8 protein-coding genes, 1 tRNA gene and 3 rRNA genes are annotated in these 21,094 nt (G+C 68.9%); all 12 read right to left on the minus strand.

The genetic code is table 11. From position 1 onward, the window contains the following. Positions 1 to 60 precede the first annotated feature (60 nt). The 12 genes from MON03_RS10295 to MON03_RS10350 all read right to left on the minus strand — a co-directional run bounded on the left by MON03_RS10295 (position 61) and on the right by MON03_RS10350 (position 20,612). Complete coding sequence (locus MON03_RS10295) at positions 61 to 972, minus strand: glycoside hydrolase family 16 protein (protein WP_175329000.1); 912 nt, start codon at positions 970 to 972, stop codon at positions 61 to 63. Beyond that, positions 957 to 3,347 carry a DUF7402 domain-containing protein gene (locus MON03_RS10300; protein ID WP_242088280.1) on the minus strand — a complete coding sequence of 797 codons (2,391 nt, stop codon included), beginning with the start codon at positions 3,345 to 3,347 and terminating at the stop codon, positions 957 to 959. The genes MON03_RS10295 and MON03_RS10300 overlap by 16 nt, the downstream gene beginning before the upstream one ends. Further along, on the minus strand, positions 3,334 to 6,924 hold the full coding sequence (locus tag MON03_RS10305) for a glycosyltransferase family A protein (RefSeq protein ID WP_242088281.1): 3,591 nt from the start codon (positions 6,922 to 6,924) through the stop codon (positions 3,334 to 3,336). Before MON03_RS10305 ends, MON03_RS10300 begins: the two co-directional genes overlap by 14 nt. Then, the gene (locus tag MON03_RS10310) at positions 6,921 to 7,883 is read right to left on the minus strand and encodes a glycosyltransferase family 2 protein (RefSeq protein ID WP_022902116.1); all 963 of its coding nucleotides are present in this window, start codon (positions 7,881 to 7,883) and stop codon (positions 6,921 to 6,923) included. Before MON03_RS10310 ends, MON03_RS10305 begins: the two co-directional genes overlap by 4 nt. Beyond that, on the minus strand, positions 7,880 to 8,776 hold the full coding sequence (locus MON03_RS10315) for a glycosyltransferase family 2 protein (RefSeq protein WP_175328996.1): 897 nt from the start codon (positions 8,774 to 8,776) through the stop codon (positions 7,880 to 7,882). The genes MON03_RS10310 and MON03_RS10315 overlap by 4 nt, the downstream gene beginning before the upstream one ends. Before the next feature lie 331 nt (positions 8,777 to 9,107). After that, positions 9,108 to 11,867, minus strand: coding sequence for an alpha/beta fold hydrolase (locus MON03_RS10320; RefSeq protein ID WP_242088282.1), 2,760 nt, complete (start codon positions 11,865 to 11,867; stop codon positions 9,108 to 9,110). 663 nt (positions 11,868 to 12,530) lie between these two features. Continuing rightward, a tRNA-Gln gene (locus MON03_RS10325) sits at positions 12,531 to 12,605 on the minus strand. Next, complete coding sequence (locus MON03_RS10330; RefSeq protein WP_242088283.1) at positions 12,591 to 13,628, minus strand: NAD(P)/FAD-dependent oxidoreductase; 1,038 nt, start codon at positions 13,626 to 13,628, stop codon at positions 12,591 to 12,593. Before MON03_RS10330 ends, MON03_RS10325 begins: the two co-directional genes overlap by 15 nt. Before the next feature lie 26 nt (positions 13,629 to 13,654). Further along, a complete protein-coding gene (gene gltX, locus MON03_RS10335) occupies positions 13,655 to 15,142 on the minus strand; it encodes a glutamate--tRNA ligase (RefSeq protein WP_242088284.1) in 1,488 nt (495 codons plus the stop codon). A 104-nt stretch (positions 15,143 to 15,246) separates the two neighbouring features. Beyond that, positions 15,247 to 15,363: ribosomal RNA gene (gene rrf / locus MON03_RS10340) — 5S ribosomal RNA — on the minus strand. Between the two features lie 135 nt (positions 15,364 to 15,498). Then, a 23S ribosomal RNA gene (locus tag MON03_RS10345) occupies positions 15,499 to 18,625 on the minus strand. Positions 18,626 to 19,090: 465 nt separating this feature from the next. Then, a 16S ribosomal RNA gene (locus MON03_RS10350) occupies positions 19,091 to 20,612 on the minus strand. Together the 16S, 23S and 5S rRNA genes form the textbook arrangement of a ribosomal RNA operon. Positions 20,613 to 21,094 lie beyond the last annotated feature (482 nt).

Here is a 21,094-nt window from a genome sequence, read left to right on the forward strand (position 1 = left end):
GCGACCGTAGCGCGGCTCGCCCGGAACGCGCCGCGGGCCGGGCGCGTCGGCCGGGTCGGGTCAACCCTTCGGCACGTCGACCGTGATCCAGTCGATGAGCAGCGACCCGTCCGACTCCTTCGGCGGCACACCACCGAGCGACCCGGCCTGCACCACGAAGTGCATGGGCTCGACCGGGATGTCCTTGTCCGTCGAGGCGATCTCGTGCCCGTCGATCGAGAACGTCATGCGCTGCGGCGTCCAGTCGATCGTGTACGTGTGCCAGTCCTTCAGCGAGGCCGCGGTCTCGAGGTGGACGCACTTCTCCGCGGGCGCGGCGAGGCAGTGCACGTTGAGCCACGCGGGCGCTCCGAGTGCGCCCTCGGGGAAGTCGACCTCGCCGTCGGCCCAGACGTTCCGGTCGCTCCACAGCAGCACCGCGACGCCGTACCCGTCGACCTCGTCGCTGCGCATGCGGATGCTGTAGCGGCCGGCGGTCTGGCCGCCCCACTTGCCGTCGACCAGCGGCACGATCCCACCCGCGAGCGGGGTCCCGCCTGCGGTCGTGCGCATCCGCATGTCGAGCACGCCGTCGTGCGCGGTCAGTGCGGACGCGGAGTAGCGACCGGTCCCCGCGGTGTCGGCGAAGCCGTGGTACACGGAGAACCGGTCCGCGTAGGGCTGTTCGAACCCGCCGGTCGCGGTGGGCTCGGCGAAGTCTTCCGAGAACGCCCGCGTCCACCCGGCCGCAACTGCGGTCGGCATGGTCTCACCACTGGGGTCGACCGCGGTGCCCGAGGACGCACCGGTGGCGGCCGCGGCGACGATCCCGGCGGTGACGACGACCGCGCCCGCGGCCAGCCCGAGGCGACGGCGGCCCGGGCCGGCCGGGCGGAGGTGCCTCGAGTGACCCGCACCGTGCGCGGGGGCGGCACCGTGCGCCGAGGCGGCGTCGGTCGTCAGCGTGGACGGCGGGGTCAGGTCGTCGTCCACGCGCGCACCTCCGAGAGCCCGGCGTTCTGGGTGCCGGAGGAGACGCCGGTGACGGTGAACCGCACCCAGGTGACGGTCCGCCCGGAGAAGTCGACGTTCAGCGTCGAGCCGTCGTTCGGCAGCGAGCCCACGCGCACGCTCGTACCGTCCGAGAAGGTCAAGGTGCCGCTCGTGACGCGGTCGGTGGTGTTCGGGCGGTCGTGGAGCTCGATCCGGCCGAGGCGCTGCGCGGAGGCCCAGGTGAGCTGGATCCAGGTTCCGGACCGGCCGTTCGGCGCGACCCACTCCGCCGACGGGTTCACCGGGTAGCCGGACACGACGCCGTCGACGGCCTTCTGCACGGTCTGCCCGTCCGCCGGGTTCTGCGCGCTTGCCGTCGGGGTGGCCGACCCCGTGACGTCGCGAGGCGCCGGAGTCGGAGTCGGCGTCGGCGTCGGCGTCGGCGTCGGCGTCGGCGTCGGCGTCGGCGTCGGCGTCGGCGTCGGCGTCGGCGTCGGCGTCGGCGTGCTGCCGGTGCCCGACGCGCCGATCGCCCGGATCTCCGCGAGCCCGGCGTTCTGGGTCCCGCTGCTCACCGACGTCACCGTGAACCGCACCCAGGTCACGCTCCGGGCGGCGAACGACACCCGCTGGACCGTGCCGGCGTTCGGCAGGGCCGACACCGCGACGCTCGACCCGTCCGAGAACGTCAGGGTCCCGCCGGTGACCTGGTCGGTCGTGTTCGGCCGGTCGGCGAGGTCGATGGCCGTCAGCGACGTCGACGACGGCCAGGTGAGCTGGAGCCAGGTACCGGCGCGACCGTTCGGGGCGACCCACTCGGCGGACGGGTTCGCCGGGTAGCCGGACACGACGCCGTCGACGGCCTTCGCCGCGGTCTGGCCGTCCGCCGGGTTCTCGGCGCTCGCGGTCACGGTCGCCGCCGACGTGACGTCGACGGTCGTCGGCGGCGGGGTCGTCGACCCGGAGCCGGACGTGTACGCCCGCAACTCGGCGAGCCCGGTGTTCCGGGTGCTGCTGCTGACCGAGGTGACGGTGAAGCGCACCCACGTCACCGATCGGGCCGCGAAGGTGACCTGCTGCAGCGTGCCGCTGTTCGGCAGCGCCGGGACGGCGACGCTCGAACCGTCGGAGAACGTCAGCGTGCCGCCCGTGACCTGGTCGTCGCTGTTCGGTCGGTCCGCGAGGTCGATGCTCGACAGGGCCTTCGCGGACGACCACGACAGCTGGATCCACGTCCCGGCGCGACCGTTCGGGGCGACCCACTCCGCCGACGGGTTCGCCGGGTAGCCCGAGACGACGCCGTCGACGGCCTTCGCCGCGGTCTGGCCGTCCGCGGGGTTCTCCGCACTGACGGTGACCGTCGCCGACCCCGTGACGTCGGTGCGGTCGCTGCCGGGATCCGACGGGTTCGTGGGCTGCGACGGATCCGCCTGTCCGACCGTGTACTGCCGCTGGAGCCAGGACGACTCGGGACGGGAGGAGCACGCCGTCCAGGTGGCGCACGTCTCGCTGTCGTGGGCGGCGTAGGTGAAGAACGCCGACGACTTCGCCGCGACCTGGGCCGAGGTCAGGTTCGTCGGCCGTCCCTCGATCGGGTACCCGATGTACCCGGTGAACGTGTGCGCTCCGGTGTACTGCCGCTGTGCCGCGTCCGTGAGGTACGCCACGGTGTGGTGGTCGCTGTGGTCGCCGTCGCCGTACCCGCCGGCGTGGTCGAGCGTCCGGACGGCCGTGGGCGCGTACCCGCTGACGAGGCCGGCGATCGTCGCGCGCAGCTCAGCGAGCGTGTAGGTCGCCGGGGACGGGGCGTCCGCGATCGTGGAGAGGGTCTGCACCCACCCCTGGTAGAGCTGCTGCAGGCTCGTGTACCCGGTCGCCCAGAAGCCGTTCCCGCCGAGGTTCCCGTCGGGGAGGTCCATGAAGACGAGGCTGAGGCGGGGGTCCGCGGTCAGGGTCTCGAGCCGGAGTGACTTGCCCGCCACCGCGATGGTGCTCGTGGTCGTCGCGGGGTCGACCCCGGCGATCGACGCGTACGCCGCCACCAGTCCGGTCTGCCGTTCGCGCCAGTACCACGCGGGGTAGCCCGCGTCGGCGGCGGTCACGACGACGGTCCGGACGCAGGCGCCCGCCTCGATGCTCGCCCGCAGGTCTGTGCCCTGGAAGAGCAGGTCGTCGTCGGGGTGCGCGACGACGTCCAGGACCCGTCCGGCGCGGCAGTCCGCGCCGGCCCCGGGGTCGGTCGTCGCCGCGTCCGCAGCGTCACGCGCGCCGAGCACCGTCGTCATCGCCAGCACGACGGTCAGGGCCGTCACCGCGGCGGTGACGAACCGGACCGACCCTGACCGTCGGCGCTGCGGCTCCTCAGGCTGCGCCATGGCGGAGCCCCTCGGGGGTGAGTTCGTACACGACGGTCGTGCCGGACGACCAGACGGGCTTCCAGTACGGCGAGTCCGCCATGGCGGCCGACAGCTCCCGGTAGTCGGACTCGCTCTGGTACCCGTACCGCTCGTCGTAGGCGCCGAACGGCGCGGCCACGATCGCGTAGTACTTCGTCGCCGCCCAGGTGCTGACGAGCTTGCGCGTGACGTTCGAGACGTCCGCCGTGGCGTCGTAGTCCTCGCTGGCCGGGTAGGCACCGAACACCTCGCGCGAGAGCGCGCCGACGTCGAAGTACCGGGACCCGATGTTGCTCGGGACGGCGTTCGCCGACCCGGTGAGCAACATGATCGAACCCTTCGGCGCGGTCCGGTCGTAGAACTGCATCGCGGCGGCCTGGCTCCGGGTCGGGACCCGGTTCCAGTCGAGCGAAGTCTGCCCGAAGGACCCGACGGCGACCAGCCCGGCGACGAGGACCGTGGCGGCGACGAACCGGACCGCGACGGGACGTCCGACGCGGCGGACGAGCCGGCCCGCCCAGGCGAGACGACCTCCGGGCACGGGCAGGCCGGCGGCGAGGACGGCGATCCACGGGGTCGCGAACAGCACGACGCGGAAGATGCCCTCCTGGCCGTAGTTCGTCGCGACGAGGAGCGAGATCGGGCTCGCGGCGGCGAGCAGCAGCCCCCAGTGCACACGGTCGCGACGGACGAGGACCGTGATGATCGCGGCGAGTCCGAGCACCACGAGCGCGGCCGCCGGCACGTCGAACGCGAGCCGCGTCACGAGCGGCTTCGGCAGCACGGTCATGTCGTGCGCCGGCGGCTGGACGTTGGTGAGCACCTGGCCGACCGCGGCGAGCGACAGGAACTTGTCGAGGATGCTGCCGTTGAGGAGCGCGAACACGACCGCCGGGACGAGCACGACGAGCGACACCCACCAGGGGCGGAGCAGGCGGAACACGACCAGCACGACGATCGCCGCCACCGTCAGGTACGGCGAGATCTGGTGCGTGACGGCCAGCACGATGCTGATCGCTGCGATGCCGATCAGCCGGGACAGCCCGACCGCCTGCGGACGGAGGACCGTCACCGGCTCGCCGTCCTCGCCCGTCACCGTGGCGCGGCGCAGCGTTCCGGTGGCGAGCACGAGGATCGCGACCGACAGCAGGATCCCGGTGGACTGCGGCGAGAAGTACGTCGTGTTGAGCGACCCCGTCATGGCGGTCAGGAACGCCGCGATCCACGGTCGACGGGCGCCTGGCAGCCAGTGCGCCGCGAGCACGCCGACGCCGATGGTCGTCGTGAAGGCCAGCAGGACCGGCACCCACGCCGCGATGGTCATCGCGTCGACGATGCCACCGACGTCCGCGACCCACGCACCGCCGGCGAACAGGCCGGACCAGGTCTGGAAGATGTCCGACGCGGGGTCGGTGCGGCCGAACTGCCGGATGTACTCGAGCACGCCGATGTGCCGGGCCGCGGCCATGACCGTCGGCATGCCGTACGTGATGGCCTGCGCGAGCTGCACGACGCCGCCGAGCACGACGACCGGCACCGCGACGCCCTTGCCGCGCACGAGCGCCACGACGGCGGCCGCGACGACCAGGGCGAGCCCGACCGGCAGACCGATCCCGAGCGAGCCGAACAGGCCGTCCGGCACGGGGTCGCCGACGTGCGTGACGGCTGCGACCACCACGACGAGCAGCCCCGCGCCCGACGCAGCGGTCACCGTCCGGGTGGTCGTCCACGTCCAGCGGCGGCCGTCCGGCTGCGCGGCACGATCGAGTCGCTGCCGGTGCAGGTCGCGGAGGTCGCGCGGCACGGCGGTGGCGACCGCGATCGCGGTGAGCAGCACCACGGCGGCGAAGGGCACCACGGGCGCCCACAGGCCGGCCGTGGCCATGGTGTAGCCGATCGCGATCGTGCCGACGATCGACGTCGACACCGCGAAGAGCGTGAACCGGGCGAGGGGCATCGGGCGCAGCAGCAGCATCGGGGCGATCCCGACGACGGCGAACAGGAACACGCCGACGGCCGAACCGCGCAGCACGGGGACGTCGAACGCGGCACCGATCGCAGCAGCGAGCAGGGTGACGACGACGAGGGCCGCGGCGGTGAGCCGGGCGGCGGGTCCCATCACCCCGGTCGCGACCGGAGCGGGAGCAGCCGTGGCGAGCTCGTGCCGTCCCCGGCTGGTGCGGTCGATGGTGCCCGCTCCCCCGAGGCGTTCGGCGAGCGCGAGGAACGGCGCCGTCACGACCGAGCGCCGCTCGACGCGACGCAGTCGGCGGGCGGTGTCGGTCCAAGCGGCCTCGACCGAGGCGGGCCCCGGGTCGACCGCGGTCGCGCCGGACGCCGCCACCGCGGTGGCTCCGCTCGGGACCCGTCCGGCGACGCGACGTCCGCGCTCGCCACCGAGCTCCGTGACCGGGTCGCCCTGCTCGAGTCCGAGCCGCGCGAACGCGGCGATGGCATCGGGGACGGTGTCGACGGTCGCGGCGACGGTGTCGCGGTCGAGGGCGTTCTTGGTCATCCAGGCTCCGAGTCCGTGGCCGTGCGCGGCGGCGGTGCGGCGGAGCGACGAGGAGTCGTCCGCGGGGCGCCACCAGGCGATCGCGGCGGGTTCGACGGCGATCGCGGAACCCGCGAACAGCAGTCGGGTGAAGAGGTCGAGGTCGTCGCCGCCGCCGACGCGGGTCCCCGGCCCGAATGCGGTGTCGAACCCGCCGATGGCGAGCGCGGCACGGCGGCGGACGGCGAGGTTGGCGCCGGTGCCGTACGCGGCGGCGGCGAAGGGGTGCAGGGGTGCGTCGGCCGGTTCGTCCTCGCGGCGGAACACCCGCCGCCGGATCGTCCGCGCCGCCGGCGTGTGCTCGTCGTGCCAGCGCTGCGCCGGGGTGCGGATCTCGGCGGTGGGCACCAGGCCGGTCACGCAGGCGACGTCGTCGTCCTGCAGGAACGGCGCCGCGATGGCGGCCGCCCAGTCCGGGTCGACGACGGCCCCGCTGCCCAGGAAGGCGACGACGTCGCCGGTCGCGGCGAGCAGTCCGGCGTTCCGGGCCGCGGCGAGTCCGCCGCCCGGGGCCGGCACGGTCGTGACGGTCCGGCCGCCGATCTCGGTGCGGCCGTCGCCGTCGGCGCCGGTCGAGACGACGACGACGTCGAGTTCGACGCCCCGCGACGCCAGCACCGAGCGCATGGTCGCGCCCGCGTCCCCGTCCGTGCAGAGCACCACGGTGACGGACGGCAACGCCTGATCAGCGGCCGGACGTCGTTCCGGGGTGAGCATGTGCCGGACGGCACGCTCCAGGGTGCGGAGCTCGATCGAGGGTCCGACGCGGCGGCGGTCGGCGACCTCCGCCTCGACGAAGCCGACGGGCTCGCCCCGGTCGCGCACGAGGAGTCGTGCGCGCCGGTAGCCCTCGGCGCCGGCGAGGCCGACGGCGTCGCGGTGGCCCCCGCCGTGGAGTTCGGCGCGGTCGACCTCGCCGATCCAGACGGCGCCGTCCCAGGTCGGCACGAGCGACGTGTCGACGACGGGGCGGAGCACCCGGTTGAGGGTCGTCCTGGTCATGGTGTGCCGATCGGTTGGCGGACCGCGGGGGTGACGGGTGCGCTGACGACGACGCCGCCGAGGAGCCGGCCGACCGCGTACCCGGTGATCGTCGAGGCGACCGACAGGACGATGGCGGCGGCGCGGACGCCGCCTCCTCGGCCGACCGCCCGCAGCTCACGGGCGATCGCCCCGGGGATCACCCGGGTGAGGTACGTCGACTCGCTCGACAGGGAGTCGCCCGTGCCGACACGACGGCTCAGGACGGCCTTCGAGATGCCCTCGTAGTAGCTGCGGCGCCGCAGGTACCGGACGGTGACCCGGTCCGCGGAGACGCGGTGGGAGACGTTCGACCGGGGTTCGTGCCGGATCCGGGTGCCCGGCCGGGCCTGCGCGAGCCGGATGCAGAGCTCCGTCTCCTCGCAGCCGAGCGGCTGGTTGCCGACCCGGCCGATGCCGGAGCGGAACCCACCGGCGGCGAGGACCGCCTCGCGGCGGAACGCCATGCTCGAGCCGATGACGTTGCGCACGTCGCCGGCGGTCTCGGGGAGGCCCGCGTAGCTGCAGCCGACGATCCAGAGCAGCTCGTCGGAGTACGGACCGGAGCCGGTCGCGTCGGGCCAGGACGGCGTCGCGCGTCCGCCGACGCCGACGACCTCCGGGTCCTCGAGCGCGGCGAGGAGGTGTCCGAGCCAGTCGTCGTCCGCGGTGGCGTCGTCGTCGAGGAACGCGACGACGTCGGCGTCCGTGAGCGCGACCCCCGTGTTCCGGGCGCCGGACAGACCGCGGTCCTCGGCGTTCTCGACGACGCGCAGCTCGGGCCATCGCGCCTTCGCCCGTGCGTACAGCTCGGGCTCGTGGTCGATCACGACGACGACCTCGGGGTGCTCGGGCTGGCGCTTCGCCGACTCGACGCTGTCCTGCAGGTCGCCCCACCGCAGCTGCGTGTAGGCGCAGATGACGACGGCGACGCTGGTCACGCGAGGTCCCCGTCGAGCGCGCGGGCGTCGACGACGGCCGGCTCCGTGGCGGCGCTGACGGGTGCCGTGATCTCGCCGGTCGGCGCGTCGATCGGCGAGACCGGCGCCGGCAGCGTGAGTGCGGCGGCGGCGACACGTGCACGGCTCTTCGCCTGCGACGCGCGACGGCGCTCGTGCATGATCGACGTCAGCACGCGGATGCCGTCGGTCACGGCGTTGAGGTTGCTCGCCCCGTGCACCCGCAGCTTCTCGTGGCTGCCGACCTCGGCGATGCGGAGGTCCGCGGCCGACCAGCGGCAGGTCAGCACGGTCTCGATCTCGAACCCGTCGCCCCACAGCATCGACCCGTCGGTCGGCTTCGGGAGCGTCGACGACAGCAGCCCGATGGCCGGCAGGGTGTCCGCCCAGAAGGCGTTGTAGCCGTAGCAGAGGTCGCTGTAGCGGGTTCCGAGGATGGCGTTGCAGACGATGTTGAGCCCGCGGTTCCCGAGGTTGCGGACGATCGTGATGTCGTCGCTGCCACCGCCGAGGGCGTAGCGGGTGCCCTTGGCGACGTCGGCACCGTCCGTCAGCGCCTGCACGAAACGCGGGATCTCGTCGGGGTCGGCGGAGCAGTCGGCGTCGAACATCACGACGATGTCGCCCGTCACGGCCTCGAACCCGCAGGCGAGGGCGTTGCCCTTGCCCTTGCGGGTCTGGTGCACCACGCGGATGTCGGGCATGAGCCGCTGCGCGGTCGCGACGGTGTCGTCGACCGAGTTGCCGTCCACGAGGATCACCTCGTACACCGGGGGCAGCTTGGGCAGGATGATCTCGAGGTTGCGGGCTTCGTTCCGTGCCGGGATGACGACGGAGACCCGGGGGTCTGCGGGTCGGACGGTGTTGGCGGGCATTGGACGTGCTCCTGTCGGGTTCAGGTTGCCGTGTTCGGTGCGTTCGGACGTGGCGCGGACGCGGGGTCCGCGGTCCGGCAGGGGCGCGGGTACGACGCCGCCGGGAGGGCGAAGAGGGCGGGTCCTCCCCCTTGTGCCTCAACCCTCGCGTCGCCGGGATGGCCGGTCAATGCGCTGCGGGGCCGCTTGCGGACCCTCGGGTGCGGATACGGAAACCCGCAACCGGTGCCGGCCGCGGTTCCCCGGCCCACCGGACGACGGCCTGGAGGCGCGTGCCGGGCTCGACACGCGCCTCCAGGCCGTCACGGGGTCGCGCCCCGCAGAGCCGGGATCAACCGGTCGTGACGGGTGCGTCCGCGAACGCGGCGCGCAGCGCCGCCGCGAGTTCGGCGACGTGCGGTTCGCGGAGCAACGAGGTGTGCTCGCACGCCATGCGGACCGTCGCCGTGTCACCGACGAGGATCGCGCCCCAGCCGTCCGCATCGGGGTTCGCGTCGGCGAGGACGTAGGTCGACCGCCCGCGGAACGGTGTCGGGTGGTGCCGTCGGGTGACGATCTCGGCCTGGTCGAAGAAGGCGTCGAAGTCGTCCTGCCCGCCGAAGCGCACGACGCCGGCGGCGTACGCACGGAGGCGCTTCGCGGCCTGCGCGCCGTACGGGACGCCCGCGGGCATGATGCGCCCCGCGACGCGGTCCACACCCGTCCGCAGCGCACGCAGGGCCGGGTTCCGCGGCGGGCGCGGCTCCATCCGGCTGAAGAGCAGGCGCGCCTGCTCGCTCTTCGTGCGCGGGAGGTAGGTGTCGAGGAGCGCCAGGTGCGCGACCTGCTCGCCGTTCTCCACGAGCAGCCGTGCGATCTCGAGCGCGACGAGGCCGCCGAGCGAGTGCCCGACGAGCAGGTACGGGCCGCGCGGCTGCACCACCCGCATGAGCGCGAGGTAGCGCCGGGCGCTCCGCTCGATGCTCCAGTCCGGCACGCCCCGGCGCTCGAGACCGTGCTGCTGGAACGCGTAGACGTCGTGCTCGGTGAGGTGCCGCGAGAGCGGCAGGAAGGTCAGGGCGAGCGCACCGCCGCCCGCGAAGCAGAAGACCGGCGGCCGGCCCGGCGTCCGAGCGGTGGAGACCTTCACGACGTCCGGGTGGCTCGGCAGCGCGCTCGTGCCGGACCGGACCCGACGCGCGAACTGGCGCAGGGTGGGGTGCTCGAGGAGCTCGGAGGACCGCAGGTCCACTCCGAGCCGCTCCTGGACGACCGCGAGCATCTCCTCGGCCGACAGGGAGTCGCCGCCGAGCGCGGTGAAGTCCTCGTCGAGCGGCACGCCCGGCAGCCCGAGCACCTCGGCCCAGATCTGCCCGAGGACGAGCTCCCACTGGTCGTACGTCGCCTCGGTCATGTCGGCCTCGACCTCGGGGGCGCCCGGCAGTGCGGACCGGTCGACCTTGCCGCGTTCGTTGCGCGGCAGCTCGGTCATCGGGACGATGGCCGCGGGCACCATGTACTCGGGCAGGCGCTCCCGGAGCGCCTTGCGGAGCGCCGCGGGCGCCGGGGTGCGGTGGCCGGGCCGGGGCACGACGTACGCGACCAGCCGGGTCACCGCCGGGGGCTCCACGAGCGCCGTGACGACGACGTCCAGGAGGTCGGGCACGGCCCGGAGCGCCGCTTCGACCTCGCTCGGCTCCACCAGGTAGCCGCGCACCTTCACGGCGTCGTCCACCCGGCCGAGGAGGACCAGTCGCCCGGCCTCGTCGATCTTGGCGAGGTCGCCCTGCCGCCACGTCGGGGTGCCGTCGTCCGTGCGGCCGAGGCGCTGCGCCGTCTGGTCGGGTGCGCCCCAGTAGCCGGTGGTCAGCCCGTCGCCCACGACCACGAGCTCCCCGGTCTCGCCGACCTCGGCCAGGCTGCCGTCGGGGCGCTCGATCCGGAGCGACTTGCCGGGGATCGGCCAACCGGCGGGCACGACGCCGTCGGGGACCGCGTCGTCCGGACCCACAGGGCAGAACGCCACGCTCGCCAGTTCGCTGGCACCGAAGCCGTTGACGAGCACCGTGTCCGGCCCGAGGTGGGGTCGAGCCGCGGCGACGTCGGTGCCGGCGCTCGGTTCCCCGACCGTGACGACGATGCGGAGGCCGGTGAGTCCCGCCCGGGGTCCACGGCCGGCGCCGGCGACGCTGCCGACGATCGACCGGAGCATGTGCGGGGTGCAGAGCATCGCGGTGACACCGTGCGCCTCGAGGTCCGCGAGGGTGCCCTCCACGCCGCGGTCCCGCGGTTCCAGGACGACCACCGCGCTGCCGTCCATGAGCGCGGCGAGCGCGTACATGAGCCCGGCCGTGAACGACAGCGGCGCCGCGATGCCGAGCCGGTCGCCGGGCCCGAAGCCCAGCACCACCGCGTCGGCCTCGGCGTCCCGCACCTGCTGCCGGTGCGTCACGACGACGCCCTTCGGCAGGCCGGTCGACCCGGAGGTGAAGACGATGACGAGCGGGTCGCTCCCACCGGGTCGTGGCGCCGGGTCCGGCGCGAACCCGTCGTCGTGTGCCGCAGCAGCCTCGCCCTGCACCGTCGCCTCGTCCAGCACCGCCGCCTCGGCCTGCACTGCGCCGAGCAGGTGCACCCGGCCGTCGACGTCCCCGAGGGCCGCGGTCGCCCGGTCCGCGAGGGCTGCGGTCGCCACGATCTCCTCGACGCCGGCGAGCTGCACGACGTGCGTCAGCCGAGCCGCCGGCAGGTGGTCGTCCAGGACCACCACCGTCCGTCCGGCCCGCACGAGGGCCAGGACCGCGACGACGGTGTCCGCGGTCTGCCCGCTCATCAGGCCGACGGGCCGAGACGCGCCACCGCGGACCGGTCCGACGCCGGCACCGCCGTGGTCATCGGGCCGGAGGGTCGACGCCAACACCCGGGCGAGTGACCGCGCGGCGCGGTCGGTCTCGGCGAACGTCCGGTCGGGACCCGATCCGGTCAGGGCCAGCGCGTCGCCGTGCGCCGCCACGACCCGGTCCCACCGGTCGAGGACGGAGTGGTCGTCGGCCGCCTCGATCACGGGGACGTGGTTCCACGGCGCACTGCTGGTCGTGACGGGTGTGGGCACGGAGTCTCCCCTGGCGGCTCGGCTGCTGGCACCGCGGACGTGCGGTGACCCTGCGACGGTACGGCGCGGGCGGACCGCAGCGGGCGAGGGTGGCGACGTCGTGCGGTTCCCCGCAACCAGCTCCGGGTGCGGCACCGGTCCGACCGGGTGTGCGGGACCACGGGGCGGACCCTGTCGATCCGCACAGGGACGCGGAAGCAGGCCCCGAGGGTCCGCGAGCACCCGCACCGGTCCACACCGCGCGCGCACCGTACGTCGGTGCACCGCGCGCTCGACCGGGGTGCCCTCGCGGCCGGGGAGTCCCGGACGGTCTGCGGTTCCCCGCAGCACCGGAGGGCCGATCGTCCGCGGGCGCGACGGCCGGTTCGCGGCGCACACGACGGCCGGTTGCCCGCGGGGGCACGACGCGTGGGGTGGACGGGCGCATGTGGACGGGCGCGGGTGGACGGGCGCGGGTGGACGGGCGCGGCTGCTGCCGAGGGATCTCGCCGGTCAGACGAACGTCGGGCGTGTCGCTCGTGCGGGACCGCGTGTCGCGCTGGCCGGAGCGCCTCGCGACCGGCGTGTCGCCGTGGACCGCGGTCGACGCCCAGCGCGCTGCGGGCGCCGCGCACCGGGAACGAGAACGGCCCCCGACATCTGTCGGGGGCCGTTTCACGATGGTGGCTGGGGTACCTGGACTCGAACCAAGAACGACGGTACCAGAAACCGCTGTGTTGCCAATTACACCATACCCCAAGAGGCCGTTCGGCCTCGCGTCCCGGTCGCCCGGGGCACGATCAACCACTGTACAGCATCCCGGACGTCTCTGAGACCACCGACCAGGTCGCGGTGGACAGCGGATGCCGTCCGCGCTCCGTGACCGGCCGCGACGATGAGTTGTTCGGGCCCGGGCGGGGTCACGTCGCCGACCGCGTAGAGGCCGGGGACAGCGGTGCGCCCGGACGCGTCGACCACCAGCAGTCCCTCGGCGTCGCGCTCGACGTCCGCCCGGAGCCAGTCGAGGTCCACGTGCCAGGTCGGCCGGACGAACCCGCCCGTCCGCGGCTCCACGTGGCCGTCCTCGAGCCGGACGCCCGTCATGCCGGAGCGGTCGCCCTCGAGGTCGGCGACCGGTCGCTCGTCGACGCGGATGCCGGCCGCGGCGAGCCGCTCGCGTCCGGCTTCGTCGAGCGTCGGTGCGCCGTTCGTGTAGACCACGAGGTCGTCCGTCCACGCGGCGAGGTACAGCGCGCGGTCCACGACGTCCGGCGTCTCGCACACGAACGCGAGGGCCTCTCCCGCCTTCTCGTACCCGTCGCACTCCACGCAGCTGTGCACGGACGTGCCGTAGAACGCTCGGAGCGACGGCAGCGACGGGAACTCCTCCCGGAGGCCCGTGGCGACCACCACCGCCCGCGCGGTCGCGGAGACGGCCGTTCCGCGACCCGTCGCGTGCACGCGCCACCCGGCCCCCTCGGGGACGACCTCGTCGACCACGGCCTGCACGACCGTCGCCTCCGGGTACGCCTCGACCTCGGCTCTACCGAGCTTCCGGAGCTCGAGCGGCGAGATGCCGTCTCGCGTCAGGAAGCCGTGGGACTGCAGGGTGGCGGCGTTCCGCGGCCGGTTGGCGTCGATCAGGAGCACCGTCCGCCGCGCGCGGACGAGGTTGAGCGCGGCGCTCAACCCGGCCGGCCCGGCGCCGACGACCACCACATCAACCACGAGGACCCCGGCGTCCGTCGCGGCCGACGTCGCGGGACGCGAGACCTGCCCCACCCCGTCGCTCCTTGCGTCCACGACCGCTAGCGGGCCGCGAGCGAGCGGAGCCGGGCGAGGGTCGAGTCCTTGCCCAGGATCTCCATCGACTCGAAGAGCGGCGGCGAGATCCGCCGACCGGACACCGCGACCCGCAGGGGGCCGAACGCCAGGCGCGGCTTCAGCCCGAGGCCGTCGATGAGCGCCGTGCGAAGCGCACCCTCGATCGCCGGCGACTCCCAGGTGTCCAGCGGCTCGAGTGCCGCGATGCTCGCCGACAGCACCGCGCCGGCGTCGTCCTTGAGCGTCGCTGCGGCGTCGTCCTCGACGACCAGGTCGTCATCCGCCGTGAACAGGAAGCCGAGCATGGCAGGCGCTTCGCTGAGCACCTGCATGCGCTCCTGCACGAGCGGTGCGGCGGCCGCGAGGACCGCTGCCTGCTCGGGCGTCGGCGGCGACGCGACGAAGTCCGTCAGGTACGGCAGCAGGCGGTCGCGGAAGTCGTCCGGAGCCAGCAGCCGGATGTGGTCGCCGTTGATCGCCTCGGCCTTCTTCTGGTCGAAACGCGCCGGGTTCGGGTTCACGTCGGCGACGTCGAACGCCGCGACCATCTCGTCGATCGAGAACACGTCACGGTCGGGTGCGATCGACCACCCGAGGAGCGCGAGGTAGTTCACGAGCCCCTCGGGCACCATGCCGTTCGCACGGTGCAGGAACAGGTTCGACTCGGGATCACGCTTCGAGAGCTTCTTGTTGCCCTCCCCCATGACGTAGGGCAGGTGACCGAAGACCGGGATGGACTCCGCCAGGCCGATCTCGTACAGCGCCTCGTACAGGGCGATCTGCCGCGGTGTGGAGGACAGGAGATCCTCACCACGGAGCACGTGGGTGATGCCCATCAGGGCGTCGTCCACGGGGTTCGTGAACGTGTAGAGCGGCTTGCCGTTCGGACGGACCACGACGAAGTCCGGGAACGTGCCCTGCTTGAACGTGATCTCCCCGCGGACGAGGTCGTCGAACGAGAGGTCACGATCGGGCACACGGAGCCGCAGCGCGGGCTCGCGCCCCTGGTCGCGGAACGCCTGGCGCTCCTCGTCGGTGAGGTCGCGCTCGTGGTTGTCGTAGCCCTGCTTCGGGTCACGGCCCGCTGCCCGGTTGCGGGCCTCCATCTCCTCGGGCGTGACGAACGACTCGTACACGTGGCCGGATGCCCGGAGCTTCGCGATCACGTCCTCGTAGACGTCGGTTCGCTGCGACTGCCGGTACGGCCCGTGCGGTCCGCCGACGTCGACACCCTCGTCCCAGTCGAGCCGCAGCCACCGGAGCGCGTCGAGGATCTGCTCGTAGGACTCCTCGCTGTCGCGTGCGGCGTCGGTGTCCTCGATCCGGAACACGAGCTTGCCGCCCGTGTGGCGCGCGTACGCCCAGTTGAAGAGCGCCGTGCGGATCAGACCCACGTGGGGCGTCCCCGTCGGGCTCGGGCAGAAGCGGACACGGACATCGGAGCCGGAAGCGGTGGTGAACGGTGCAGTCATGACCCCCACAGCCTACCGGGCGCAGTGGCGGCGGACCCGGTCCGGGAACGCAGAAAACCCCTGACCACGTGGTGGTCAGGGGTTCCCTGGTGTTGCAACGTTGAGTCCGGCGGCGTCCTACTCTCCCACAAGGTCCCCCTTGCAGTACCATCGGCGCTGAGAGGCTTAGCTTCCGGGTTCGGAATGTGACCGGGCGTTTCCCTCTCGCTATGACCACCGGAACACCTTCGACCCAGATCCTGGATCAAAACCATTCCTTCAGATCTCGCTGAAGTATTCAGTTTCGTTCCCGATCGTCTGTCGGGAACCACAAAGTGGACGCGAGCCCGTGACACGAAGGCCACGGAAATCAGTGTGTTGTCAAGTCTTCGGCTTATTAGTACCGGTCAGCTCCACGGGTCGTTAGTCCCCGCTTCCACATCCGGCCTATCAACCCAGTAGTCTGCTGGGAGCCTCTCACACTCAAGGTGCATGGAAATCTCATCTCGAAGACGGCTTCCCGCTTAGATGCTTTCAGCGGTTATCCGGTCCGAACGTAGCTAATCAGCGGTGCCCTTGGCAGAACAACTGACACACCAGAGGTTCGTCCATCCCGGTCCTCTCGTACTAGGGATAGATCTTCTCAAATTTCCAACGCGCGCAGCGGATAGGGACCGAACTGTCTCACGACGTTCTAAACCCAGCTCGCGTACCGCTTTAATGGGCGAACAGCCCAACCCTTGGGACCTACTCCAGCCCCAGGATGCGACGAGCCGACATCGAGGTGCCAAACCATGCCGTCGATATGGACTCTTGGGCAAGATCAGCCTGTTATCCCCGAGGTACCTTTTATCCGTTGAGCGACAGCGCTTCCACAAGCCACTGCCGGATCACTAGTCCCGACTTTCGTCCCTGCTCGACCTGTCAGTCTCACAGTCAAGCTCCCTTGTGCACTTACACTCGCCACCTGATTGCCAACCAGGTTGAGGGAACCTTTGGGCGCCTCCGTTACTCTTTGGGAGGCAACCGCCCCAGTTAAACTACCCACCAGGCACTGTCCATGAACCCGATCAGGGTCCTACGTTAGACATCCAGAGTGACCAGAGTGGTATTTCAACAACGACTCCACGAACACTAGCGTGCCCGCTTCACAGTCTCCCACCTATCCTACACAAGCCACACCGAACACCAATACCAAGCTGTAGTAAAGGTCACGGGGTCTTTCCGTCCTGCTGCGCGTAACGAGCATCTTTACTCGTAGTGCAATTTCGCCGAGTTCGCGGTTGAGACAGCTGGGAAGTCGTTACGCCATTCGTGCAGGTCGGAACTTACCCGACAAGGAATTTCGCTACCTTAGGATGGTTATAGTTACCACCGCCGTTTACTGGGGCTTAAATTCAGAGCTTCGCCCAAAGGCTAACCCTTCCTCTTAACCTTCCAGCACCGGGCAGGCGTCAGTCCGTATACATCGTCTTGCGACTTCGCACGGACCTGTGTTTTTAGTAAACAGTCGCTTCCCACTGGTCTCTGCGGCCTTCACCGCTCACGGAGCAAGTCCGGTCACGGTTCCGGCCCCCCTTCTCCCGAAGTTACGGGGGCATTTTGCCGAGTTCCTTAACCACGATTCTCTCGATCTCCTTGGTATTCTCTACCTGACCACCTGAGTCGGTTTCGGGTACGGGCGGCTGCAACCTCGCGTCGATGCTTTTCTCGGCAGCATAGGATCACTGATTTCCCCTCACGGGTACGCGTCGGATCTCAGGCACACAGACGACGGATTTGCCTATCGTCAGCCCTACATCCTTACACCAGGTTCACCTTACGGATACCATCGCCTGGCTCAGCTACCTTCCTGCGTCACACCTGTTCATACGCTAGCCGCACCAGCATGGGGTCGAGCGTTAGACCGGCCCGCATCACCCCGAAGGGATCCGCTGGTCCGGGTTAGGACTCTTAGCACCACTGGATTAACTTGGGCGGTTGTTCGCCGGTACGGGAATATCAACCCGTTGTCCATCGACTACGCCTGTCGGCCTCGCCTTAGGTCCCGACTTACCCAGGGCGGATTAACCTGGCCCTGGAACCCTTGGTCTTTCGGAGGACGGGTTTCTCACCCGTCTTTCGCTACTCATGCCTGCATTCTCACTCGTGTGGCGTCCACGGCTGGATTACTCCGCCGCTTCACTCGCCACACGACGCTCTCCTACCACTCCGCACGACTGAACCACGAAGGCTTATCGAGTGTGCGAAATCTACAACTTCGGCGGTGTGCTTGAGCCCCGTTACATTGTCGGCGCGGAATCACTTGACCAGTGAGCTATTACGCACTCTTTCAAGGGTGGCTGCTTCTAAGCCAACCTCCTGGTTGTCTGTGCAACTCCACATCCTTTCCCACTTAGCACACGCTTAGGGGCCTTAGTTGGTAGTCTGGGTTGTTTCCCTCTCGACGATGAAGCTTATCCCCCACCGTCTCACTGCTGCGCTCTCACTCACCGGCATTCGGAGTTTGGCTGACGTCAGTAACCTGTTGAGGCCCATCGGCCATCCAGTAGCTCTACCTCCGGCGAGAAACACGCAACGCTGCACCTAAATGCATTTCGGAGAGAACCAGCTATCACGAAGTTTGATTGGCCTTTCACCCCTATCCACAGCTCATCCCCTCCATTTTCAACTGAAGTGGGTTCGGTCCTCCACGACGTCTTACCGTCGCTTCAACCTGGCCATGGATAGATCACTTCGCTTCGGGTCTAGGACATGCGACTGACTCGCCCTATTCAGACTCGCTTTCGCTACGGCTACCCCACACGGGTTAACCTCGCCACATATCACTAACTCGCAGGCTCATTCTTCAAAAGGCACGCCGTCACCCCTACAAGGAGGCTCCGACGGTTTGTAAGCAAACGGTTTCAGGTACTATTTCACTCCCCTCCCGGGGTACTTTTCACCTTTCCCTCACGGTACTTGTCCGCTATCGGTCATCTGGGAGTATTTAGGCTTATCAGGTGGTCCTGACAGATTCACACGGGATTTCTCGGGCCCCGTGCTACTTGGGATACACATCCGGCCATAACACCATTTCGTCTACGGGGCTGGCACCCACTACGGCCCGGCTTTCAAACCGGTTCGACTATGATGCGCTGTAACCGTCCCAGTCCGGCAGAACTGAGCGACGTGTCCCACAACCCCGACCATGCAACGCCCGCCGGCTATCACACATGATCGGTTTAGCCTCATCCGCTTTCGCTCGCCACTACTCACGGAATCACATGTTGTTTTCTCTTCCTGTGGGTACTGAGATGTTTCACTTCCCCACGTTCCCTCTACCCGCCCTATATATTCAGGCGGGAGTCACCAGGTCGACAAGTCGCCTGGCGGGGTTTCCCCATTCGGAAATCCTCGGCTCACAGCTCGATTATCAGCTCCCCGAGGCTTATCGCAGATTTCTACGTCCTTCTTCGGCTCCAGATGCCAAGGCATCCACCGTTTGCTCTTAGAAACTTGACCACAAAGATTAAAATTGCGATCGACTCGAACAACAACCAAGCCCGAAAGCTTCGCCATCGTCACGAACGATCTAAGATGCTCGCGTCCACTGTGTAGTTCTCAACATACGATCGGCACCACACTCCCCCAACACGAACCGTGTCAGCTTCATGCAGCCCACCGAAGAACCCGACCAGAACCCCCATCACAGGAACCCCAATCACGGCCCACCCCCACCAACCGGCAGGGACCCCGACCATCACAGCCGGGAAGCCTGGTCCCTCAGGACCCAACAACGTGCACCAGCCACCCCGCTCCCCCACCAACCCGTTCCTGACCCGCAAGCAGGCCGTACTAGAGTCGGCAGACGCGCCGACGACTGCACTGTCAATGTTCCACCCATGAGCTACCGGCAACCACGTTCGGGTTGCATCGGCGCCTGGACCCACCCACCCCGAAGAATGAACTGAGCCAGATGCTCCTTAGAAAGGAGGTGATCCAGCCGCACCTTCCGGTACGGCTACCTTGTTACGACTTAGTCCTAATCACCGATCCCACCTTCGACGGCTCCTTCCACAAGGGTTAGGCCACCGGCTTCGGGTGTTACCGACTTTCATGACTTGACGGGCGGTGTGTACAAGGCCCGGGAACGTATTCACCGCAGCGTTGCTGATCTGCGATTACTAGCGACTCCGACTTCATGAGGTCGAGTTGCAGACCTCAATCCGAACTGAGACCGGCTTTTTGGGATTCGCTCCACCTTACGGTATCGCAGCCCTTTGTACCGGCCATTGTAGCATGCGTGAAGCCCAAGACATAAGGGGCATGATGATTTGACGTCATCCCCACCTTCCTCCGAGTTGACCCCGGCAGTCTCCTATGAGTCCCCGCCATAACGCGCTGGCAACATAGAACGAGGGTTGCGCTCGTTGCGGGACTTAACCCAACATCTCACGACACGAGCTGACGACAACCATGCACCACCTGTACACCGACCACAAGGGGGCGACCATCTCTGGCCGTTTCCGGTGTATGTCAAGCCTTGGTAAGGTTCTTCGCGTTGCATCGAATTAATCCGCATGCTCCGCCGCTTGTGCGGGCCCCCGTCAATTCCTTTGAGTTTTAGCCTTGCGGCCGTACTCCCCAGGCGGGGCGCTTAATGCGTTAGCTACGACACAGAAACCGTGGAAAGGTCCCTACATCTAGCGCCCAACGTTTACGGCGTGGACTACCAGGGTATCTAATCCTGTTCGCTCCCCACGCTTTCGCTCCTCAGCGTCAGTTACGGCCCAGAGATCTGCCTTCGCCATCGGTGTTCCTCCTGATATCTGCGCATTCCACCGCTACACCAGGAATTCCAATCTCCCCTACCGCACTCTAGTCTGCCCGTACCCACTGCAAGCCCGAGGTTGAGCCTCGGGATTTCACAGCAGACGCGACAAACCGCCTACGAGCTCTTTACGCCCAATAATTCCGGACAACGCTTGCACCCTACGTATTACCGCGGCTGCTGGCACGTAGTTAGCCGGTGCTTTTTCTGCAGGTACCGTCACTTTCGCTTCTTCCCTACTAAAAGAGGTTTACAACCCGAAGGCCGTCATCCCTCACGCGGCGTTGCTGCATCAGGCTTTCGCCCATTGTGCAATATTCCCCACTGCTGCCTCCCGTAGGAGTCTGGGCCGTGTCTCAGTCCCAGTGTGGCCGGTCACCCTCTCAGGCCGGCTACCCGTCGTCGCCTTGGTGAGCCATTACCTCACCAACAAGCTGATAGGCCGCGAGTCCATCCCCAACCAAAAAATCTTTCCACCACCAGGCCATGCGACCAGTAGTCATATCCAGTATTAGACGTCGTTTCCAACGCTTATCCCAGAGTCAGGGGCAGGTTACTCACGTGTTACTCACCCGTTCGCCACTAATCCACCCAGCAAGCTGGGCTTCATCGTTCGACTTGCATGTGTTAAGCACGCCGCCAGCGTTCGTCCTGAGCCAGGATCAAACTCTCCGTAAAAAATTACAACCAACACCGAAGTGTCAGCGAGTTGATACTGACAAAAAGAACTGTCAACTGACAATTCTGTCTATCCAAAAGGAATTGTCTCCGGACTCACCATCAGATGAGCCACGGGGTCAATAAATTGGCATTGACAATGTGCACGCTGTTGAGTTCTCAAGGACCAGACGCACTCCCCCACTCGACCCCGAACACGAGGTTCCGCCAGAGAGGCACTTCCTTCCACACCGAACACGACACCTTGCGGTGACGCTTCTTCGGGGTGATGTTGCTGCGAGCGGGACCCCGTCCGGACTGCATATCCGGGTCTGTGACCCGGTGACCGTCTCGGCCGTTCCGTTCTCCGCCTCAGCGGCAACGAGTGATTACTCTACACACGCCCCGGGGGCCCCGCCAACCGTGGTCCATCCCGGGCGTGTCGCGCTCCCGGACGCGGCGGTCGTCCCGTGCATGAACGCGGACGGCCCGCCCCCTGAGCA

The sequence above is a fragment of the Curtobacterium sp. DN_7.5 genome (assembly GCF_022655355.1).
GTDB classification, from domain to species: domain Bacteria; phylum Actinomycetota; class Actinomycetes; order Actinomycetales; family Microbacteriaceae; genus Curtobacterium; species Curtobacterium luteum.

Bases quoted from the DNA above. Each gene is read 5' to 3' on its own strand.
- MON03_RS10300 (WP_242088280.1), bottom strand. From the start codon at position 3,347: ATGGCGCAGCCTGAGGAGCCGCAGCGCCGACGGTCAGGGTCGGTCCGG.
- gltX (WP_242088284.1), bottom strand. From the start codon at position 15,142: ATGACTGCACCGTTCACCACCGCTTCCGGCTCCGATGTCCGTGTCCGC.
- MON03_RS10315 (WP_175328996.1), bottom strand. From the start codon at position 8,776: ATGCCCGCCAACACCGTCCGACCCGCAGACCCCCGGGTCTCCGTCGTC.
- MON03_RS10305 (WP_242088281.1), bottom strand. From the start codon at position 6,924: ATGACCAGGACGACCCTCAACCGGGTGCTCCGCCCCGTCGTCGACACG.